A 17137-nucleotide genomic window follows, 5' to 3' on the forward strand; every position below is an offset into this window, starting at 1 on the left:
TTGGCGCGATTCGTGTATCAAAATGGTTAACGCGCTCAGTCGAGCGTGACAGCAATGTTGTCGATCAGCCTGGTCTGTCCCATCCGGGCGGCGGCGAGCAGGCGGCGGGGGCGATCAGCGCCCGGGTTGGCGGCCAGCGTCTCAGCGTCGACCAAAGTGACATAATCGACGGTGAACCCGGCTGCGACGAGGCTCGTCTGCGCTTCTGCTGCTGCTTCCTCTGCGGGGATGCCGCGGGCGATCGCGCGGGCGGCGACGCCAAGCGCACGTGGCAGAGCCACCGCCTTGGCGCGTTCTTCCTCGTCGAGGTAGATGTTGCGCGACGAGAGGGCCAGGCCGTCATCATCGCGCTGCGTTGGCACGCCCACGATGTCGATCGCGAAATCGAGATCGTTCACCATCCGGCGGATCACCTGCAATTGCTGGTAGTCCTTTTCGCCGAAGAAGGCGGCGTCCGGCGAAACCTGGTTGAACAGCTTCGTCACCACCGTCGCGACGCCGTCGAAATGTCCGGGACGTGCCGCGCCGTCCAGCGTCTCGCTCACGCCTGCGACGCTGACGGTCGAGGCGAAGCCGTCGGGGTACATGGTTTCGACGGTCGGCAGCCACAGCAGGTCGCAGCCCGCCTCCGCCAGCATCCGCGAATCGGCGGCCTCGCGGCGCGGATAGCGCGCCAGATCCTCGTTCGGGCCAAATTGCGTCGGGTTGACGAAGATCGAGGCAACAACCTTAGTCCCGACCCGCTTTGCCGCGTCAATCAATGCGATATGCCCGGCGTGAAGCGCCCCCATGGTAGGCACAAGCGCGATGCGCGCACCCTCTGCACGGAAGGCAGCGATCGCGGCGCGCAGCTCGTTCAGGTCACGGACAGTCTGCACGCCGATGAAACTCCACTCGAAACGGAACGGGCGGGCATCTATGGGGATCGGTGGACGCGATCAACAAAGGATGCGACGATTTGCCGACCGGTTCCGACAATACTCACGTGATCGTGTTCGCCAACGAGAAGGGCGGGACGGGCAAGTCGACCACCGCCGTTCACGTAGCGATTGCGTTGTCCGTGCGGGGCGCGCGCGTCACCTGCCTTGATCTCGATCATCGCCAGCGCACCATGGGACGCTATCTCGACAACCGGGCCGAGACGGTTCGTCGCACCGGATCGGCGCTGATGATCCCGCGCTATCGGACGGCGCACGAGGATTTCGAGGAAGCGTATCAGGACATGCTGCGCGACAGCGACTTCCTGGTGATCGATACACCGGGACGTGACGATCCATATGCACGTGCCGCCGCGACGCGGGCCGACACGCTGGTGACGCCGATGAACGACAGCTTCGTCGATTTCGATCTGATCGGGCAGGTCCATCCCGAGACGTTCAAGGTCACGCGGCCGAGCTTCTACTCCGAACTGATCTGGGATGCGCGCAAGGCGCGTGCGAAGGCCGACGGGTCAACGATCGACTGGGTCGTGCTGCGCAACCGCCTGCAGCATATTGAGGCACGCAACATGCGGCGCGTGTCCGAAGCGCTCGACCAGTTGGCGAAGCGGGTCGGCTTTCGCATCATCCCTGGCCTTGGCGAGCGTGTGATCTATCGCGAGCTGTTCCCGTCGGGGCTGACGATGCTGGATACCAAGGATTTTGGCGGAATGGGGCTGGGCCATGTCGCGGCGCGGCAGGAGTTGCGCGAGATGATGTCGGGATTGTCGCTGCCTGAACCCGCCACGCCGCTCGTCGCGTGATGCTGAAGCTCATCTTGGCGCTGCTGGTCGCTTATGCCGGTTGGCGATTGTGGAAGAATGGTTGGGGCGGGAAGTCGGTCAAGCGCCGGGTGGTGATGGCTGAGCCGGGCGATGCGGCGGCGGCGCGACGCTTGCTGGGGGTGGATCAACAGGCGGATGAGGCAACGATCCGCGCGGCGCATCGCCGCCTGATGGCGGAAGCGCATCCCGATCGTGGTGGCTCGCCCGAACAGGCGCGCGCGCTGAATGCCGCGCGCGACCTGTTGTTGCAGCGCGCGGGCTGATCGATCAGCCCGCGCCGTCAGGCGGCGGTTGCTTCCTTGTCCGCCCGCTCCTGGTAGAAGCGCTGGACGACCGCCCAGCCCTCGGCCGCGCTTTCGACATAGGTGAAGATCCCGAGATCACGTTCGGAGATCACGCCTTCCTCGACCAGTGCGTCGAAGTTCACCACGCGCTCCCAGAATTCGCGGCCGAACAGCAGCACAGGGATCGGCGCGACCTTGCCGGTCTGGATCAGCGTCAGCAGTTCGAACAGTTCGTCGAAGGTGCCAAAGCCGCCCGGGAAGGCGGCCAAGGCGCGCGCGCGCAGCAGGAAGTGCATTTTGCGCAGCGCGAAATAGTGAAACTGCATGCTGAGCGACGGCGTCACATAGGGATTGGGCGCCTGTTCGTGCGGCAGGACGATGTTCAGGCCGATTGATTCGGCGTGAACGTCCGCCGCGCCGCGGTTCGCGGCTTCCATGATCGACGGACCGCCGCCCGAGCACACGACGAAGTGCCGCTTGCCCTGTTCGTCGCGCGGGAAGTTGCTGGCGAGTCGGGCGAGCTCGCGCGCCATGTCGTAATATTTGGACTTGGCGACTAGTCGCTCGGCGATGTGGCGATGCTCGGGATCGGCCATCTCCAGCATCGCCTGCGCCTTCTCCGGCTCGGGGATGCGTGCGGAGCCGTACACCACGAACGTGGACCCGATATGGGCCTCTTCCAGCAGCAGTTCGGGTTTCAAAAGCTCCAGCTGAAAACGCACCGGCCGCAGATCCTCGCGCAGCAGGAAGTCCATGTCCTGGAAGGCGAGGCGGTAAGCCGGGTTTTCGGTCTGGGGGGTGGAGATGCCGGTCTTGGCCGACTCGGCATCCTGGCGCGCACGGGGAAAGGTGCGGCTCGGTACGCGGGTTTCTGTCATTTCGTCGGCCTTTAACGACAGAAATTGGCCTTGTCGTCCTCCAGATGGAAGTGGTTGCGATGGGCGCTGTTATAGTTTGGGCCAAGCACCGTGCCGAACCGGCGGCAGGCGGACGCAGTGATCGTGCGCATGAACTGGCGGATGGCAGGATCGGACGAGTTCCAGTCGTTGAGCACGGTAATCCGCCGCCCGTCCTTCAGAACGAAACCGCCGATGTCGATCGCATTGGCGACCGAATGGCCGGAGCGGCGACCGGTGCCGGCAACGTTGCGGCAATTGTATGTGCCCATGCTTTCGATCTTTGCCAGTTCGCTGCCCAGTATCTGGTAAGCCGCGGGCGCAACGGCATTGCGCGCCCACCGCGCATAGGTGCGCGCCGCGCCGCATCGCACGGCGCCAAGGTTTGTTGTCGGCACGCCGATGTCGAGCAGCTTCACTGTGCCGATTACGCCGCAGCCGGGCCCGAACTGGCGATCGGGCAGCGGTTCATAAGCAACGCCGATCTCGCGCAGGTCGCGGTGGCATTGCGCGGTTTCGCGTGACGATGGCCCCTCGATTCGCGGCGCGGGGGTGCGCCGATCGGACCGCGCCGGCGGCTCCGAGCGGCCGCACGCGGCGAGGCTCGCCGCCAGCGCGAGCATGATGAAGGTACGCAACACTTCCCCCGATCGCGATGAACTGTTTGACGCGCCGCTCTTTTCTTGCCGGTTTTGTCGCTCAGGAAAAGCGGTGGTTGGGGCGCGCAGGTTGAATGGTGGGTAGCAGAGGACGAAGCGAGTCGATCGCACTTTATCGCGGTTGCCACGTTGTCCCCGGTTCACTAGAGCCGTCGGCGGGCCACGCGGTCCCAACGCCGCGCGTGCTCTCTGTAAGGAGAGTCAGACATGACTGATACGACGCTCGCCGACGCCACCATTGCGCCTGCGAAACCCGCCACGAAACCGGCGCGACCCTATTTTTCCTCGGGCCCCTGCGCAAAGCCGCCGGGCTGGGATGCCGCCAAGCTGGCCGATGCCACGCTCGGTCGTTCGCACCGCTCCAAGATCGGCAAGCAGCGCCTTCAATATTGCATCGATCTGATGCGCGAGCTGCTGAAGCTGCCTGACACGCACCGCATCGGCATCGTTCCGGGCTCCGACACCGGTGCCTTCGAAATGGCGATGTGGACGATGCTGGGCGCCCGCCCCGTCACCGCGCTTGCCTGGGAGAGCTTCGGCGAAGGCTGGGTGACGGACGCCGTCAAGCAGCTGAAGATCGACCCCACCGTCATCCGCGCCGATTACGGCCAGCTGCCGGATCTCGGCCAGGTCGATTGGTCGAACGACGTGCTGTTCACCTGGAACGGCACCACCAGCGGCGTTCGCGTGCCGAACGGCGACTGGATCGCTGACGATCGCGAGGGCCTGTCCTTCGCCGACGCGACCAGCGGCGTGTTCGCGTACGACCTGCCGTGGGACAAGATCGATGTCGCCACCTTCTCCTGGCAGAAGGTGCTGGGCGGCGAAGGCGCGCATGGCGTGCTGATCCTTGGCCCGCGCGCGGTCGAGCGGCTTGAAACCTACACGCCGGCCTGGCCGCTGCCCAAGGTGTTCCGCCTCGTTTCGAAGGGCAAGCTCGCCGAGGGCGTGTTCAAGGGCGAGACAATCAACACCCCCTCGATGCTGGCGGTTGAAGACGCGATCTTCTCTCTCGAATGGGCAAAGTCGCTGGGCGAGAACGGCCTCATCGCGCGATCCGATGCGAACGCCAAGGCGCTCGACGAGATCGTTGCCGCGCGCGACTGGCTCGGGCACCTCGCGGCCGAGCCAGCCTCGCGCTCGACCACGAGCGTCTGCCTGACGGTCGATGCCGAGGAAGCGGTGATCAAGAAGATGGTCTCGCTGCTCGAGGCAGAGGGCGCCGCTTATGACATCGGCGGCTATCGCGATGCCCCTCCGGGCCTGCGCATCTGGTGCGGCGCCACGGTCGACACCGCGGACATTGTCGCGCTCGGCCCGTGGCTCGACTGGGCCTACGCGACGGCCAAGGCGGCCTGAGACCACCCACTCCCTTGCGTTGCCCCGGGCTTGATCCGGGGTCACGCTTCTTCTCACCGTAGCGCCGCAGATGGCGGGGCCCCGGCTCCAGGCCGGGGCGACGGTGCAGGCAAAGGACTATCCCATGCCCAAGGTTCTTATCAGCGACAAAATGGATCCCAAGGCCGCGCAGATCTTTCGCGAGCGCGGCGTGGAAGTGGACGAGATCACCGGCAAGACGCCGGACGAGCTGAAGGCGATGATCGGCCAATATGATGGTCTGGCGATCCGCAGCTCGACCAAGGTCACGAAGGACATCCTCGAGGCGGCGACCAACCTGAAGGTTGTGGGCCGCGCCGGCATCGGCGTCGACAATGTCGACATCCCCGCGGCCTCGGCAAAGGGCGTGGTGGTGATGAACACCCCGTTCGGCAATTCGATTACCACTGCCGAGCACGCCATCGCCCTCATGTTCGCGCTGGCGCGTGATCTGCCGGAGGCGGATCGGTCGACCCAGGCGGGCAAGTGGGAAAAGAACCGTTTCATGGGCGTCGAGGTCACCGGCAAGACGCTGGGCCTGATCGGCGCGGGCAACATCGGCTCGATCGTCGCCGATCGCGCGCTCGGGCTGAAGATGAAGGTCGTCGCCTACGATCCGTTCCTGACCGAAGAGCGTGCGATCGAGCTTGGCGTGCAGAAGGTCACGCTGGACGAGCTGCTGGCGCGTGCCGACTTCATCACGCTGCACACGCCGCTGACCGATCAGACGCGCAACATCCTGTCGGCCGAGAATCTCGCCAAGACCAAGAAGGGCGTGCGGATCATCAACTGCGCGCGCGGTGGCCTGATCGACGAGGCGGCGCTGAAGCAGGGCCTCGACAGCGGCCATATCGGCGGCGCGGCGCTCGACGTGTTCGTCACTGAGCCGGCGAAGGAAAGCCCGCTGTTCGGCACGCCGAACTTCATCTCCACGCCGCACCTCGGCGCGTCGACCACCGAAGCGCAGGTGAACGTCGCCATTCAGGTGGCCGAGCAGATGGCGGACTATCTCGTGTCGGGCGGCGTCACCAACGCGCTCAACATGCCCAGCCTGACGGCCGAGGAAGCGCCCAAGCTGAAGCCCTACATGAGCCTTGCCGAAAAGCTCGGCAGCCTCGTCGGCCAGCTGGCGCATGGCGCGATCGATCGCATCTCGATCCACATGGAAGGCGCCGCGGCGGAGCTGAACCCGAAGCCGCTGACCAGCGCGGTGCTGAAGGGCTTCCTCGGCACGCAGACCGACACGGTGAACATGGTCAACGCGCCGCTCCTGGCCCGCGAGCGCGGCATGGAAGTGCGCGAGATCCGCACCGAGCGTGAGGGCGATTATCACACGCTGCTGCGCGTTTCCGTCCGTACCGCGGATGGCGAGCGTTCGGTCGCGGGCACTTTGTTCGGCGATCAGGCCGCGCGCCTCGTCGAGCTGTTCGGCATCAAGGTCGAGGCCGATCTGACCGGCGCGATGCTGTATGTCGTGAACGAGGATGCGCCGGGATTTATCGGCCGCCTCGGCACCACGCTGGGCGAGGCCGGGGTGAACATCGGCACCTTCCATCTCGGCCGCCGTCAGGCGGGTGGCGAGGCGGTGCTGCTGTTGTCGGTGGACCAGCCGGTGACGGCGGAACTGCTGGCGACCGTGAAGGCGCTGCCGGGGGTGAAGACCGCGATGGGGCTTCGCTTCTAAGCCCTTTTGCCCGGAGCCGGCGTGGCCTTCTTCCGGAGAAGAATGGCCGCGCCTGGCATCATTTCGGCGATGATCCGGCCGCGGCACCTGGTGTCGCGGCCGGATCGGTTTTTCGGCCCCCCGCGGGCGCCCAATACAGGCGCGCGCATCATCGAGGTTGACGGCGGCACCCGTGCGGGCAACGAGGCGCGCGACGTCGCCCGATCGCTTTGGTCGGGCGGCCATGCTTTCGCGTCATCGCGCGGCGGTGCGCTGCGCAGGATGATGAATTTGAACGAGGTGCCTTTCAGATGATCGCCGTGGTGCTGTCGACTGCTCCTTTCCCGTGCGCCGATCTGATCGGGGCGAGCGCGTAAGATGACGACGCTGCTCCCCGAGGGGTTTCGCGATCGCCTGCCGCCGCATGCCGATGCGTCGGCGGCGGTCGAATCGCGCGTGCTCGCGGTCGCCCATTCCTATGGCTATGAGCGGGTCGACCCGCCGCTGGCGGAATTTGCCGATAGCCTCGCCTCGCGCCTGAAGGACGGCGGCCTCGCCGATGCGGTTCGCTTCGTCGATCCGGTCAGCCAGCGCACGATGGCGATCCGCCCCGACATCACGGCGCAGGTCGCGCGGATCGCGGCGACGCGCATGGCGCACCACCCGCGCCCGGTGCGGCTGAGCTATGCCGGGTCGGTGCTGAAGCTGCGCGGCGGGGCATTGCAGCCCGATCGCGAGGCGCGGCAGATCGGGTGCGAGCTGATCGGCCTCGATTCGGTCGCCGCCGCGCGCGAGGTCGTGACGGTGGCGGTCGAGGCGCTCGCCGCGGCGGGCGCGACCGGCGTGTCGGTCGACTTCACCTTGCCCGATCTGGTGGAGACGCTGTCGTCCGGACCGCTGCCGGTCAGCGATGTCGAGCAGTTGCGCGACCGGCTGGATGCCAAGGATGCGGGCGCGGTCGCGGCGCTGGCGCCGGAATACCTGCCGCTGATCGAGGCGGCGGGGCCGTTTGATGCGGCAATTGCGCGGCTGCGGGCGTTCGACAGTGCTGGCGTCCTGTCATCACGACTCGACGGGCTGGAGGCGATTTCGAGGGCGCTTGGCGGCCGCGCCACGCTGACGCTGGATCCGACCGAGCGGCATGGCTTCGAATATCAGACCTGGCTTGGTTTCTCGCTGTTCGCGCAAGGGGCGACCCGCGAGGTCGGGCGGGGCGGCACCTATACGCTGATGCATGAGGATGGCGCGGAGGAGGCGGCGACCGGCTTCTCGCTGTTCGCCGCATCGATCGCGGGCGATTGCGCGGGCAAGCGCCGGCGATTGTTCCTGCCGCTGGGCACGTCGGAAGCGGATGGCGCCGCGATGCGTTCCGCCGGCTGGGCGACGGTTGCCGCGCTTGCCGCCGGTGACACGCCCGAAGCGCAACTGTGCACCCACCTGTTCGTTGATGGTGAGGCCCGGCCGTTGGCTGGTTGACAGCGGCGTCGCGCCACGGCTACCGGCGCGGCGCATTTATGGACCCTTCTGGTCGCCGAGTCCTGTCGAAGGGCGGCCAGGATCATCCCGGCAGGGGGAGTATTGTATCCATGGCGAATGTTGCGGTGATCGGCGCCCAATGGGGTGACGAGGGCAAGGGCAAGATCGTCGATTGGCTGGCCGAGCGTGCCGACATGGTCGTCCGCTTCCAGGGCGGCCACAATGCCGGCCACACATTGGTCGTGGGCGAAAACGTCTACAAGCTGTCACTGCTGCCGTCGGGTATCGTGCGTGGCACGCCATCGGTGATCGGCAATGGCGTGGTGCTCGATCCCTGGGCGCTGAAGGCCGAGGTCGAGAAACTGTCGGGGCAGGGCGTGATGGTGTCGCCCGACACGCTGCGCATTGCCGATACCTGCGCGTTGATCCTGCCGTTCCACCGCGATCTCGACGGGCTGCGCGAGGATGCGAGCGGCGCCGGCAAGATCGGTACCACCCGCCGCGGCATTGGCCCCGCGTATGAGGACAAGGTCGGCCGCCGCGCGCTGCGCGTGTGTGACCTCGCGCATCTCGACGATCTCGATCCGCAACTCGACCGCCTGACGGCGCATCACGATGCGCTGCGCGCCGGATTCGGCGAGCCGCCGATCGATCGCGAGCGGTTGCTGACCGACCTGCGCGAGATTGCGGACTTCGTCCTGTCCTTCGCCAAGCCGGTGTGGCGTGACCTGAACGAGGCACGCGCCGCCGGCCGGCGCATCCTGTTCGAAGGCGCGCAGGGCGTGCTGCTCGACATCGATCACGGCACCTATCCGTTCGTCACCTCGTCCAACACGATCGCGGGCACCGCGGCGGGCGGCTCCGGCCTCGGGCCGGGTGCGGTCGGCTTCGTGCTGGGTATCGCCAAGGCGTACACCACGCGTGTCGGCTCCGGCCCGTTCCCGACCGAGCTCGACAATGAGACCGGCGAGCGGCTGGGAACGCGCGGGCATGAGTTCGGCACCGTCACCGGACGCAAGCGCCGTTGCGGCTGGTTCGACGCGGTGCTGGTGCGCCAGTCCGCAGCGGTCAGCGGCATCACCGGCATCGCGCTGACCAAGCTGGACGTGCTCGACGGGTTCGAGACGATCTCGATCTGCACCGGCTATCGCTTGCGCGGCGAGACGCTGGATTATTTCCCGTCGCACGCGGCCGATCAGGCCGCGGTCGAGCCGATCTACGAGACGATGGAAGGCTGGTCGCAGTCGACCGCCGGCGCGCGCAGCTGGGCCGACCTGCCGGCGCAGGCGATCAAGTACATCCGCCGCATCGAGGAACTGATCAACTGCCCGGTAACATTGGTGTCGACCAGCCCGGAGCGCGAGGACACGATCCTGGTTCGCGATCCCTTCGCGGACTGAGTGACACCACCCTCCCTGCGCAATGCGGGGAGGGGCGGTTTGCCTGCGTGCCGCTTTCCGTTACGGCTCTCCGCAAAACAAGCGGGAGAGTGAGATGGCCAAGTTGGTCAGGATCGGCGGTGCGGGCGGATTCCTCGGGGACAGTTCGGTCGCGGCGCCGCAATTGCTGGCAGGCGGCAGGCTCGATTACATGATCCTCGACTATCTGGCGGAAGCCACGATGGCGCCGCTGGGCCAGTTGAAGCAGGTGCGCCCGGACCAGGGCTATGCGCGCGATTTCACCGAATGGGTGTGGAAGGACAATCTGCGCGAGTTCAAGGCACAGGGCGTCCGCATCGTGACGAACGCGGGTGGCGTGAACCCGCAGGCCTGCCGCGCGCGGATGGAGGAGCTTGCCGCGGAAGCCGGGCTTTCCTTCCGGATCGCAATCGTCACCGGCGATGACCTGATCGGGCGAGTTCCCGACTTCGCCGCGGGCGGCGTGGTCGAGATGTTCAACGACGCGCCCTTTCCCGATCCGAAGAAGGTGTGGACCGCCAACGCCTACCTTGGCGGGGGGCCGATCGCGGCGGCGCTGGCGGCGGGTGCGGAGGTGGTCATCACCGGGCGCGTGGTCGACAGCGCGCTGACACTCGGCCCGCTGATGCATGAATTCGGCTGGGGGCCGGACGATCACGATCGGCTGTCGGCGGGATCGCTGGCGGGACATGTGATCGAATGCGGCGCGCAGGCGACCGGCGGGCTGTTCACCGACTGGGAGAAAGTGCTCGACTGGGCGCACATCGGCTATCCGGTGATCGAGTGCCATGAGAATGGCGATTTCATCGTCACCAAGCCGGAGGGGACGGGCGGGCTCGTCTCGGCAGCCGCCGTTGCCGAGCAGATCCTGTACGAAGTGGGCGATCCGCAGGCCTATGCGCTGCCCGACGTGGTGTGCGATTTCTCGCAGCTGAGCGTCACCGAAGAGGGCGAGCACCGCGTGCGCGTGTCCAACGCCAGGGGTTATCCGCCGACCGGCAAGCTCAAGACCTGCGTCACGTTTGAGAACGGGCATCGCTTCATCGGCATCATGCCGGTGGTCGGGCGCGACGCGGCGAAGAAGGCGCAGGCGCAGGCAGAGGCGGTGCTGACCCGCGTCGGCGAGATGCTGCGCGGGCGCAACCTGCCGCCGCTGCGCGATACGCGGGTCGAATTGCTGGGGACCGAGGCAAGCTATGGCGCGCAGGCCAATCCGGCGCTGTCCGCGACGCGCGAGGTGATCGCGCGGATCGGGGCGGAGCATGAGGATGCCGAGGCGCTGGGCATCATGATGCGCGAGTTCGATTCCCCCACGACGTCGATGAGCGTGGGTTCGACCGGGTGGTTCGGCGCGCGGCCGACGATCTCGCCGGTGGCGCAGGTGTTTTCGTTCCTGGTCGACGGGGCGTCGGTGACCGCCAGCGTGTCGCTGGGCGGGGAGACGATCACCGTTGCCAACCCGGCGCCGGCGACGCCGTTCGATCCGGCGATGATCGTGCGGCCGCAGGTGGATGATGAGGCGCCGGCGGTCGGTGCTGACGAGGAGATGGTCGAGGTTCAGCTGATCGACCTTGCCTGGGCGCGGTCGGGCGACAAGGGCAATGCGTTCAACGTCGGCGTGATCGCGCGGCGGCCGGAATATCTGCCCTGGATCCGCACCGGGCTGACCGAGGACGCGGTGCAGGCGTTCTTCGCACATGAGTTCGAAGGGGCGAGCCATCCCGAGGTTCGCCGGTACGAGCTGCCGGGGATGAATGCGATCAACCTGCATTGCATCCAGTCGCTGGGCGGGGGGCAGTTCGCCAGCCTGCGGCTCGATGCGCTGGCCAAGGGCAAGGCGCAGCAGCTCCTGGACATGAAGGTGAAGGTGCCGCGGCGTCTGGTCGGCTGATCGAGGGGCGGCGGCCCCGGGGCCGGGGTGCTCAGCCGCCGCTGAGCGCCCGCTGGCGCCGCCGCTGCACCGAGCTGCCGATCCCCATTGCCTCGCGATATTTGGCGACGGTGCGGCGGGCGATATCGAAGCCCTTGGCGTTGAGCAGCTCGACGATCGTATCGTCGCTGAGGATCTTGGCGCCTTCATTGGCGATGAGGCCGCGGATCGCGCTTTTCACCGCTTCGGCGGACACGGCATCGCCGCCGTCGGCGGACTGGATCGCCGAGGTGAAGAAGTATTTGAGCTCGAACAGCCCGCGCGCGCAGCTGAGATATTTGTTCGAGGTCACGCGGCTGACGGTCGATTCGTGCATCTCGATCGCATCGGCGACCTGCCGCAGCGTCAGCGGGCGAAGATGCGCGACGCCTTTCAGGAAGAACGCCTCCTGCTGGCGCACGATCTCGGTCGCGACGCGGATGATCGTCTTCTGCCGCTGGTCCAGCGCCTTCACCAGCCAGTTGGCGCTGGCCAGCATGTCGCCGAGCCACGCCTTGGAGGCCTTGTCCTGCGGACCCGACGACAGCTCTGCATGGTATCGCCGGTTGACCAGCACGCGCGGCAGGGTGGCGCTGTCGAGCTCCACGATCCAGCCGCCCCGTGTGCGGCGCACGTGGAGGTCGGGCGTCACCGCCTGCATCGGCTCCCCGCCGAAGCGGAGCCCGGGCTTCGGATCATAGCCGCGCAGCTCGCGGATCATGTCGGCCATGTCCTCGTCATCGACCTCGCAGATCCGCTTCAGCCGGGCGAGATCGCCGCGCGCGACGAGATCGAGGTTGTCGATCAGGCGCGCCATCGCGGGATCGTAGCGGTCGGCCTCTCGCGCCTGCAGCGCGATGCATTCGGCGAGGTTTCGGGCGCCGACGCCCGTGGGGTCGAAGGTGTGGATGACCCTCAACAGGCGCTCAACAGCCTCCAGCGGCACGCCCAGGCGGCTGGCCACGTCGGCGAGTTCGGTCGTCAGGTAACCCGCCTCGTCGATCAGATCGATCAGATGCTGGGCCACGAACAGGTCGCCGCCGCCAAGCACCTCGCCTGCCTGATACAGCAGGTGTTCGGTGAGCGATCGATCCCCGGCGGCAAGGGCATCGAGGTCAGGCCCGTCCTCCAGGCTGCCGCCCGTCGCGCCGGTGAGGCCGAGGCCGTCCCCCGCCGCGCGATCGCCGGTCATGCTGTCGAGCGGGCTGTCGTCGAATCGCTCTGCCACGATGTCGACGTCGAGTGCCTCGCCGGCCGCTTCGCCCGAGAGGACCAGTTCGTCAGCCGGCGCCGGCTCGTCGCGGGGCGCTTCGGGCTCACGCTCCGGCGCCGGCGTATAGTCCGCCGCGGGCAGTGCCTCCAGCAGCGGGTTCTTCTCCAGCTCCTCGGCGATGACGCCTTCAATCTCGAGGTTCGACAGCGTCAGCAGCTTGATTGCCTGCTGGAGCTGCGGCGTCATCACCAGCGATTGCGACTGACGCAGGTCGAGGCGCGGCGCGAGGCTCATCTCGTGGCGGCGCCGCCGTAGGCACGCCCAACGCTACCCTGGCCATGCGCGGTCCGGGCAGGACCCGGGACTGCGAGGAGAGGGACGGTCAGCATCGGCTCAGAGCGAGAATTCTTCGCCCAGATAGAGGCGGCGAACATTGGGATCGGCGACCAGATCCGCAGGGGCGCCGGAGAACAGCACCCGGCCGTCGTAGATGATGTAGCCGCGGTCGACGATTTCGAGCGTCTCACGCACATTGTGATCGGTGATGAGCACCCCGATCCCGCGGCTCTTGAGCTGTTTCACCAGCGCGCGGATGTCGGCGATCGACAGCGGGTCGATGCCGGCGAAGGGTTCGTCGAGCAGGATGATCGAGGGGTCGGCGGCCAGTGCCCGGGCGATTTCCGCCCGGCGCCGCTCACCGCCGGACAGCGCCATGGCCGGCGCATCACGCAGCCGGGTGAGGCCGAATTCGTCGAGCAGCCGGTCGAGCTTCTGCTGGCGCGCGGTGGCATCCGGCTCGTTCAGTTCGAGCACGGTCAGGATGTTCTTCTCGATCGTCAGGCCGCGAAAGATCGACGTTTCCTGCGGCAGATAGCCAAGGCCGAGGATCGCCCGCCGGTACATCGGCAGGCCGGTGATATCCTCGCCATCCAGCATGATGCGGCCCGCGTCGGGCTTCACCAGCCCCATCACCGAATAGAAGCACGTCGTCTTGCCCGCGCCATTGGGGCCGAGCAGGCCAACGACTTCGCCGCGCCCGACCGACACCGACACGTCGCGCAGCACCGTGCGCTTGTCATAGGATTTCGCGATCGAGACGACCTGCAGGCCGTCGGAAATCGGCGCCTCGTGGACTGCTTCCACCTCTTCGAGTGTCGTGACCTCGTCCATCGCCTGTTCTTGCCTCGCCAATCGTTCCAGTGCCTCGTCAGTCGAATGGCAACTGGCAGGAATCATGCATCAGAAACATTCATCAGTGATGATGCATAATGCACGCGCAGAGGGAAACCCCCGATCGCGGCGGGTTGCTCCCGGTCAGTTCCGCTTCGGAACGGAGAAGGTGCCGGTGACGCGACCCGACGGCGCCGTCGTGACATTGCCCGAGCCGCTGCCGCCCCCGCGAACCGACGATCCGTCCATCACCGCGCGGCCGGTGTCGAGGTTGATCGTCAGGCGGCCGCCGTTCACGGTATTGGCGCCCTGCGTCAGCGAGACGCCGCCGATCATGGTGATGACGCGACGGTTCAGGTCATACACGGCGAACTGGCTGCGCGCCGTCTGATCAGGGCGACGCACGACGACCCCGCCCGATGCGTCCAGCCGCGATACCTGCGGGTTCCCGTCCACGATCTGGCCGGTGTAGTTCACCGTCATTCGCGCCGCGCTCAGCGACATTTCGGCCTGGCGAACCGACACATTGCCCAGCAGTACCGCGCGGTTGGCGCGATCCTGAAGCTCGATCGTGTCCGCCGCAAAGTCGATCGGCGCATTGGTATTGTGCCGCGTCTGAGCACCGGCCGTGGTCGCCAGCGGAGCGGTTGCCAGGCAAAGGGCGAGAAGGACCGGACGTGTCATGCGCGCTATCTCGCCCCTCGCGGGTTCACGCGCAAGCGGGCATTGCCGCGCAACGTGACGGTTCGCGCCTCCAGATCGGCATCGAGCCGGTCCGCGCTGAACGTTCCCTGCGATACCGTGCCCGTCACCGCCTCGCGCGAGCGCAGCTTGCGGGTTTTCAGGTCGACCTCGGCATCCTGAGTGTCGAGTGTGTAGTTGTTGGGCCCGCGAAACGCGATCGGCCCGTCCACATTCACCCGCTCACTTTCCATGTCGTAGCGGCCGCTGGGGGCGGTCAACGACGCGGGGCCATCCTCCAGCCGGATGCGCGCGATCAGTTCGTTGAGCTGTACCACCGGTTCAGCCGAGCTGCGCTGCACCGCCGAGCCGGCGTCGAGCGTGAAGGGCTGGCCCTTGGCGTCGGAGCCGCGATATTGCGCCTTCTGGATCTTCAGCCGCTCCTTGGCGACCTCCACCTTGTTCTTGTCAAGAACGAACGACACGTCCCCAGCGCGCGTCAGCGGGGCCATCACCAGAAAGGCCGCCAGAACGCCGATCAGTACGGGCAGCAGCCAGTACATCACCGAGATCAGCCGATCGTGCCGGCTGCCCGGTGCCGCCCAGCGCTGCCGCCTGGAGCGTTCCCGGATGGCTATTTCAGACATGCGTGACGCCATTCCCCTTGCCCGTCGCCGGTCGCCCGGCGGGCATCAAACGCGACGAGCGCCAAAAAAGCCGCAGCCCCGCATTGCTTCGTGCCAACACGGCGCGCTCAGGCGCCGCGCCGCCATCACAAGCGGGGTGTGGCTCAGGCATGGGCGAAGATGTCGGTTTCCGGCCAGCCGGCGAGATCAAGCTCGGCACGGTGCGGCAGGAAGTCGAAGCAAGCCTGCGCCAGCGCCGTGCGACCCTCGCGGGCGAGTCGCCGATCCAGTTCCTCGCGCAGGCGATGGAGGTAGCGCACGTCCGACGCGGCATATTCACGCTGCGCGTCGTTCAGGTCGGGACCGCCCCAGTCGGACGATTGCTGCTGCTTGGAGATGTCCTGCCCCAGCAATTCGCGAACCAGCTCCTTCAGGCCGTGCCGGTCGGTGTAGGTGCGCACCAGGCGCGAGGCGATCTTGGTGCAATAGACCGGGGCCGCGACAATCCCCATGTAGTGGCGGATCGCCGCGATATCGAAACGGCCGAAATGGTAGAGCTTGAGCCGCGCCGGATCGGCCAGCGCTGCCCGCAGATGGGGGGCGGCATAATCGGACCCGGGGTTGAACCGCACCAGATGCTCATCGCCGGTGCCGTCGGAAATCTGCACCAGGCACAACCGGTCACGCGGCGTGATGAGCCCCATGGTTTCGGTGTCGACGGCAAGCGGGGCACCCGGAACGAACACATCGCCCGGCAGGTCTTCTTCATGGAAATATACGGCCATCGTGATGCCCTAGCGCGGCGCGCCAAAAGGCTCAACAACACACCGCAGCGCCCACATTCTGCAGAAAATCCAGCGACGGGCTGTGCCTTCAACGCGACAGTTGCGCAATGATCGCAGCGTAATACTTGTTTTTGGTGACGATTCTATTCGCGGTAGGTGCGCGGATGCGCTATGACGAGTCTCGTGGCGCATCAGCTTTCGCGTCACGGAGCTCCGCGCCGGCCGTCCATCGCGCGGATCTTGAACGATTTTGCGGGCGGAGCGGGAAGACGAACAGGGTTTATGGGTTACGACAAAGGTGGCCGCGGCAATCGTGGCGGACGCGGGCGCGACAAGCGCGATGACTTCGGCGGCGGCGATTTCGGCGGCGACTTCGGTGGCGGTGGTTTTGGCGGCGGCGGTTTCGGCGGCGACCGTGGTGGTTTCGGTGGTGATCGCGGCGGCTTTGGTGGCGGCGGCGGTGGCTTCCGTGGCGGCGGTGGCGGCTTCGGCGGCGGCGGCTTCGGCGGCGGCGGCGGTGGTTTCCGCGGCGGCGGCGGTGGCGGCTTTGGCGGTGGTAACCGCATGCCGCCGCAGGTCGTCGGCGAGGGTACCGGCGTGGTCAAGTTCTTCAACGCGCAGAAGGGCTTTGGCTTCGTGGTCCGCGATGACGGCGGCGAAGACGTCTTCGTTCACATCTCCGCGGTCGAGCAGGCCGGCCTGACGGGCCTTGCCGAAGGTCAGCCGCTTGGCTTCACCCTCGTCGATCGTGGCGGCCGCATCTCGGCGACCGACCTCAAGATCGAGGGCGAGCCGATGCCGGTGACCGAGCGCGCACCGCGCGAGGGCGGCTTCGGCGCCGAGCGCGCGCCGCGTGCCGGCGGCGCTGGCGCCCCGCAGCGTCAGCTGACGGGCGAGAAGGCGACCGGAACGGTCAAGTTCTTCAACGCGATGAAGGGCTTCGGTTTCATCCAGCGCGATGATGGCCAGCCGGATGCCTTCGTGCACATCTCTGCTGTCGAGCGTGCCGGCATGTCGAGCCTGAACGAGGGCGATCGCCTGTCGTTCGAGATCGAAGTTGATCGTCGCGGCAAGTATGCAGCGGTCAACCTGTCGACGTCGAGCTAACACCCCGCTTCTGCCATAGGAGAGGGAAGGGCCGTCCGGGGCAACCGGGCGGCCCATTTTCGTTTGCGCCTTCCCCAGTAGATGCGGCGTACGACTCAGATGGCGCTCCGG

17 protein-coding genes are annotated in these 17137 nt (G+C 66.8%); 9 read left to right on the plus strand and 8 right to left on the minus strand.

Features of this window, described 5'->3' with window-relative positions:
- Positions 1 to 35 precede the first annotated feature (35 nt).
- Positions 36 to 878: a pantoate--beta-alanine ligase gene (panC, locus tag CA236_RS07715; protein WP_125945172.1), complete on the minus strand. Its 843-nt coding sequence runs from the start codon at positions 876 to 878 to the stop codon at positions 36 to 38.
- A gap of 80 nt (positions 879 to 958) precedes the next feature.
- Here panC and CA236_RS07720 point away from each other — a divergent pair, with 80 nt between their 5' ends.
- Both CA236_RS07720 and CA236_RS07725 read left to right on the plus strand, forming a co-directional pair.
- Positions 959 to 1741 carry a division plane positioning ATPase MipZ gene (locus CA236_RS07720; RefSeq protein WP_046409153.1) on the plus strand — a complete coding sequence of 261 codons (783 nt, stop codon included), beginning with the start codon at positions 959 to 961 and terminating at the stop codon, positions 1739 to 1741.
- Positions 1741 to 2025 (plus strand): DnaJ domain-containing protein, encoded by a 285-nt coding sequence (locus tag CA236_RS07725; protein ID WP_206430528.1) that lies wholly within the window; start codon positions 1741 to 1743, stop codon positions 2023 to 2025. Before CA236_RS07720 ends, CA236_RS07725 begins: the two co-directional genes overlap by 1 nt.
- A gap of 17 nt (positions 2026 to 2042) precedes the next feature.
- On the opposite strand, the gene CA236_RS07730 is transcribed toward CA236_RS07725, so the two are convergent.
- Together CA236_RS07730 and CA236_RS07735 are read right to left on the minus strand one after the other, a co-directional pair.
- Complete coding sequence (locus tag CA236_RS07730) at positions 2043 to 2924, minus strand: LOG family protein (protein ID WP_046409118.1); 882 nt, start codon at positions 2922 to 2924, stop codon at positions 2043 to 2045.
- A gap of 11 nt (positions 2925 to 2935) precedes the next feature.
- The gene (locus CA236_RS07735; RefSeq protein ID WP_241212566.1) at positions 2936 to 3583 is read right to left on the minus strand and encodes an extensin family protein; all 648 of its coding nucleotides are present in this window, start codon (positions 3581 to 3583) and stop codon (positions 2936 to 2938) included.
- A gap of 225 nt (positions 3584 to 3808) precedes the next feature.
- Here CA236_RS07735 and CA236_RS07740 point away from each other — a divergent pair, with 225 nt between their 5' ends.
- From CA236_RS07740 to CA236_RS07765, 6 genes are all read left to right on the plus strand, one after another.
- Entirely contained in the window at positions 3809 to 4960 is a 1152-nt protein-coding gene (locus CA236_RS07740) for a phosphoserine transaminase (protein ID WP_125945173.1), read from the plus strand.
- A gap of 124 nt (positions 4961 to 5084) precedes the next feature.
- Positions 5085 to 6662, plus strand: a complete 1578-nt coding sequence (gene serA, locus CA236_RS07745) for a phosphoglycerate dehydrogenase (protein ID WP_125945174.1) — start codon at positions 5085 to 5087, stop codon at positions 6660 to 6662.
- A 42-nt stretch (positions 6663 to 6704) separates the two neighbouring features.
- Complete coding sequence (locus CA236_RS07750; protein ID WP_125945175.1) at positions 6705 to 6956, plus strand: hypothetical protein; 252 nt, start codon at positions 6705 to 6707, stop codon at positions 6954 to 6956.
- A gap of 63 nt (positions 6957 to 7019) precedes the next feature.
- Entirely contained in the window at positions 7020 to 8117 is a 1098-nt protein-coding gene (locus CA236_RS07755; protein ID WP_125945176.1) for an ATP phosphoribosyltransferase regulatory subunit, read from the plus strand.
- Positions 8118 to 8227: 110 nt separating this feature from the next.
- Positions 8228 to 9517, plus strand: a complete 1290-nt coding sequence (locus CA236_RS07760; protein ID WP_046409123.1) for an adenylosuccinate synthase — start codon at positions 8228 to 8230, stop codon at positions 9515 to 9517.
- 94 nt (positions 9518 to 9611) lie between these two features.
- Complete coding sequence (locus CA236_RS07765; RefSeq protein ID WP_125945177.1) at positions 9612 to 11426, plus strand: acyclic terpene utilization AtuA family protein; 1815 nt, start codon at positions 9612 to 9614, stop codon at positions 11424 to 11426.
- 31 nt (positions 11427 to 11457) lie between these two features.
- Here CA236_RS07765 and rpoN read toward each other — a convergent pair whose 3' ends face one another.
- The 5 genes from rpoN to CA236_RS07790 all read right to left on the minus strand — a co-directional run bounded on the left by rpoN (position 11458) and on the right by CA236_RS07790 (position 15919).
- On the minus strand, positions 11458 to 12951 hold the full coding sequence (gene rpoN, locus CA236_RS07770) for an RNA polymerase factor sigma-54 (RefSeq protein ID WP_125945178.1): 1494 nt from the start codon (positions 12949 to 12951) through the stop codon (positions 11458 to 11460).
- Between the two features lie 99 nt (positions 12952 to 13050).
- Complete coding sequence (lptB, locus tag CA236_RS07775) at positions 13051 to 13827, minus strand: LPS export ABC transporter ATP-binding protein (protein ID WP_046409126.1); 777 nt, start codon at positions 13825 to 13827, stop codon at positions 13051 to 13053.
- Positions 13828 to 13971: 144 nt separating this feature from the next.
- A complete protein-coding gene (locus CA236_RS07780; RefSeq protein ID WP_046409127.1) occupies positions 13972 to 14511 on the minus strand; it encodes an LptA/OstA family protein in 540 nt (179 codons plus the stop codon).
- A gap of 5 nt (positions 14512 to 14516) precedes the next feature.
- Positions 14517 to 15155: an LPS export ABC transporter periplasmic protein LptC gene (gene lptC / locus CA236_RS07785; RefSeq protein ID WP_125945179.1), complete on the minus strand. Its 639-nt coding sequence runs from the start codon at positions 15153 to 15155 to the stop codon at positions 14517 to 14519.
- A 143-nt stretch (positions 15156 to 15298) separates the two neighbouring features.
- Positions 15299 to 15919 (minus strand): ribonuclease D, encoded by a 621-nt coding sequence (locus CA236_RS07790; RefSeq protein WP_125945180.1) that lies wholly within the window; start codon positions 15917 to 15919, stop codon positions 15299 to 15301.
- 282 nt (positions 15920 to 16201) lie between these two features.
- Between CA236_RS07790 and CA236_RS19260 the strand changes: the two genes are divergently transcribed.
- Positions 16202 to 17026, plus strand: a complete 825-nt coding sequence (locus CA236_RS19260; protein WP_125945181.1) for a cold-shock protein — start codon at positions 16202 to 16204, stop codon at positions 17024 to 17026.
- Positions 17027 to 17137 lie beyond the last annotated feature (111 nt).

Source organism: Sphingomonas sp. ABOLG, assembly GCF_003950435.1.
In the GTDB taxonomy this organism is placed as follows: Bacteria; Pseudomonadota; Alphaproteobacteria; order Sphingomonadales; family Sphingomonadaceae; genus Sphingomonas; species Sphingomonas panaciterrae.

Excerpts from the sequence above, each read along its gene's own strand:
- CA236_RS07725 (WP_206430528.1), top strand. The coding sequence starts at position 1,741 with ATGCTGAAGCTCATCTTGGCGCTGCTGGTCGCTTATGCCGGTTGGCGA.
- CA236_RS07730 (WP_046409118.1), bottom strand. The coding sequence starts at position 2,924 with ATGACAGAAACCCGCGTACCGAGCCGCACCTTTCCCCGTGCGCGCCAG.
- CA236_RS07740 (WP_125945173.1), top strand. The coding sequence starts at position 3,809 with ATGACTGATACGACGCTCGCCGACGCCACCATTGCGCCTGCGAAACCC.
- serA (WP_125945174.1), top strand. The coding sequence starts at position 5,085 with ATGCCCAAGGTTCTTATCAGCGACAAAATGGATCCCAAGGCCGCGCAG.
- CA236_RS07750 (WP_125945175.1), top strand. The coding sequence starts at position 6,705 with ATGGCCGCGCCTGGCATCATTTCGGCGATGATCCGGCCGCGGCACCTG.
- CA236_RS07755 (WP_125945176.1), top strand. The coding sequence starts at position 7,020 with ATGACGACGCTGCTCCCCGAGGGGTTTCGCGATCGCCTGCCGCCGCAT.
- CA236_RS07760 (WP_046409123.1), top strand. The coding sequence starts at position 8,228 with ATGGCGAATGTTGCGGTGATCGGCGCCCAATGGGGTGACGAGGGCAAG.
- CA236_RS07765 (WP_125945177.1), top strand. The coding sequence starts at position 9,612 with ATGGCCAAGTTGGTCAGGATCGGCGGTGCGGGCGGATTCCTCGGGGAC.
- rpoN (WP_125945178.1), bottom strand. The coding sequence starts at position 12,951 with ATGAGCCTCGCGCCGCGCCTCGACCTGCGTCAGTCGCAATCGCTGGTG.
- lptB (WP_046409126.1), bottom strand. The coding sequence starts at position 13,827 with ATGGACGAGGTCACGACACTCGAAGAGGTGGAAGCAGTCCACGAGGCG.
- CA236_RS07780 (WP_046409127.1), bottom strand. The coding sequence starts at position 14,511 with ATGACACGTCCGGTCCTTCTCGCCCTTTGCCTGGCAACCGCTCCGCTG.
- lptC (WP_125945179.1), bottom strand. The coding sequence starts at position 15,155 with ATGTCTGAAATAGCCATCCGGGAACGCTCCAGGCGGCAGCGCTGGGCG.
- CA236_RS07790 (WP_125945180.1), bottom strand. The coding sequence starts at position 15,919 with ATGGCCGTATATTTCCATGAAGAAGACCTGCCGGGCGATGTGTTCGTT.
- CA236_RS19260 (WP_125945181.1), top strand. The coding sequence starts at position 16,202 with ATGGGTTACGACAAAGGTGGCCGCGGCAATCGTGGCGGACGCGGGCGC.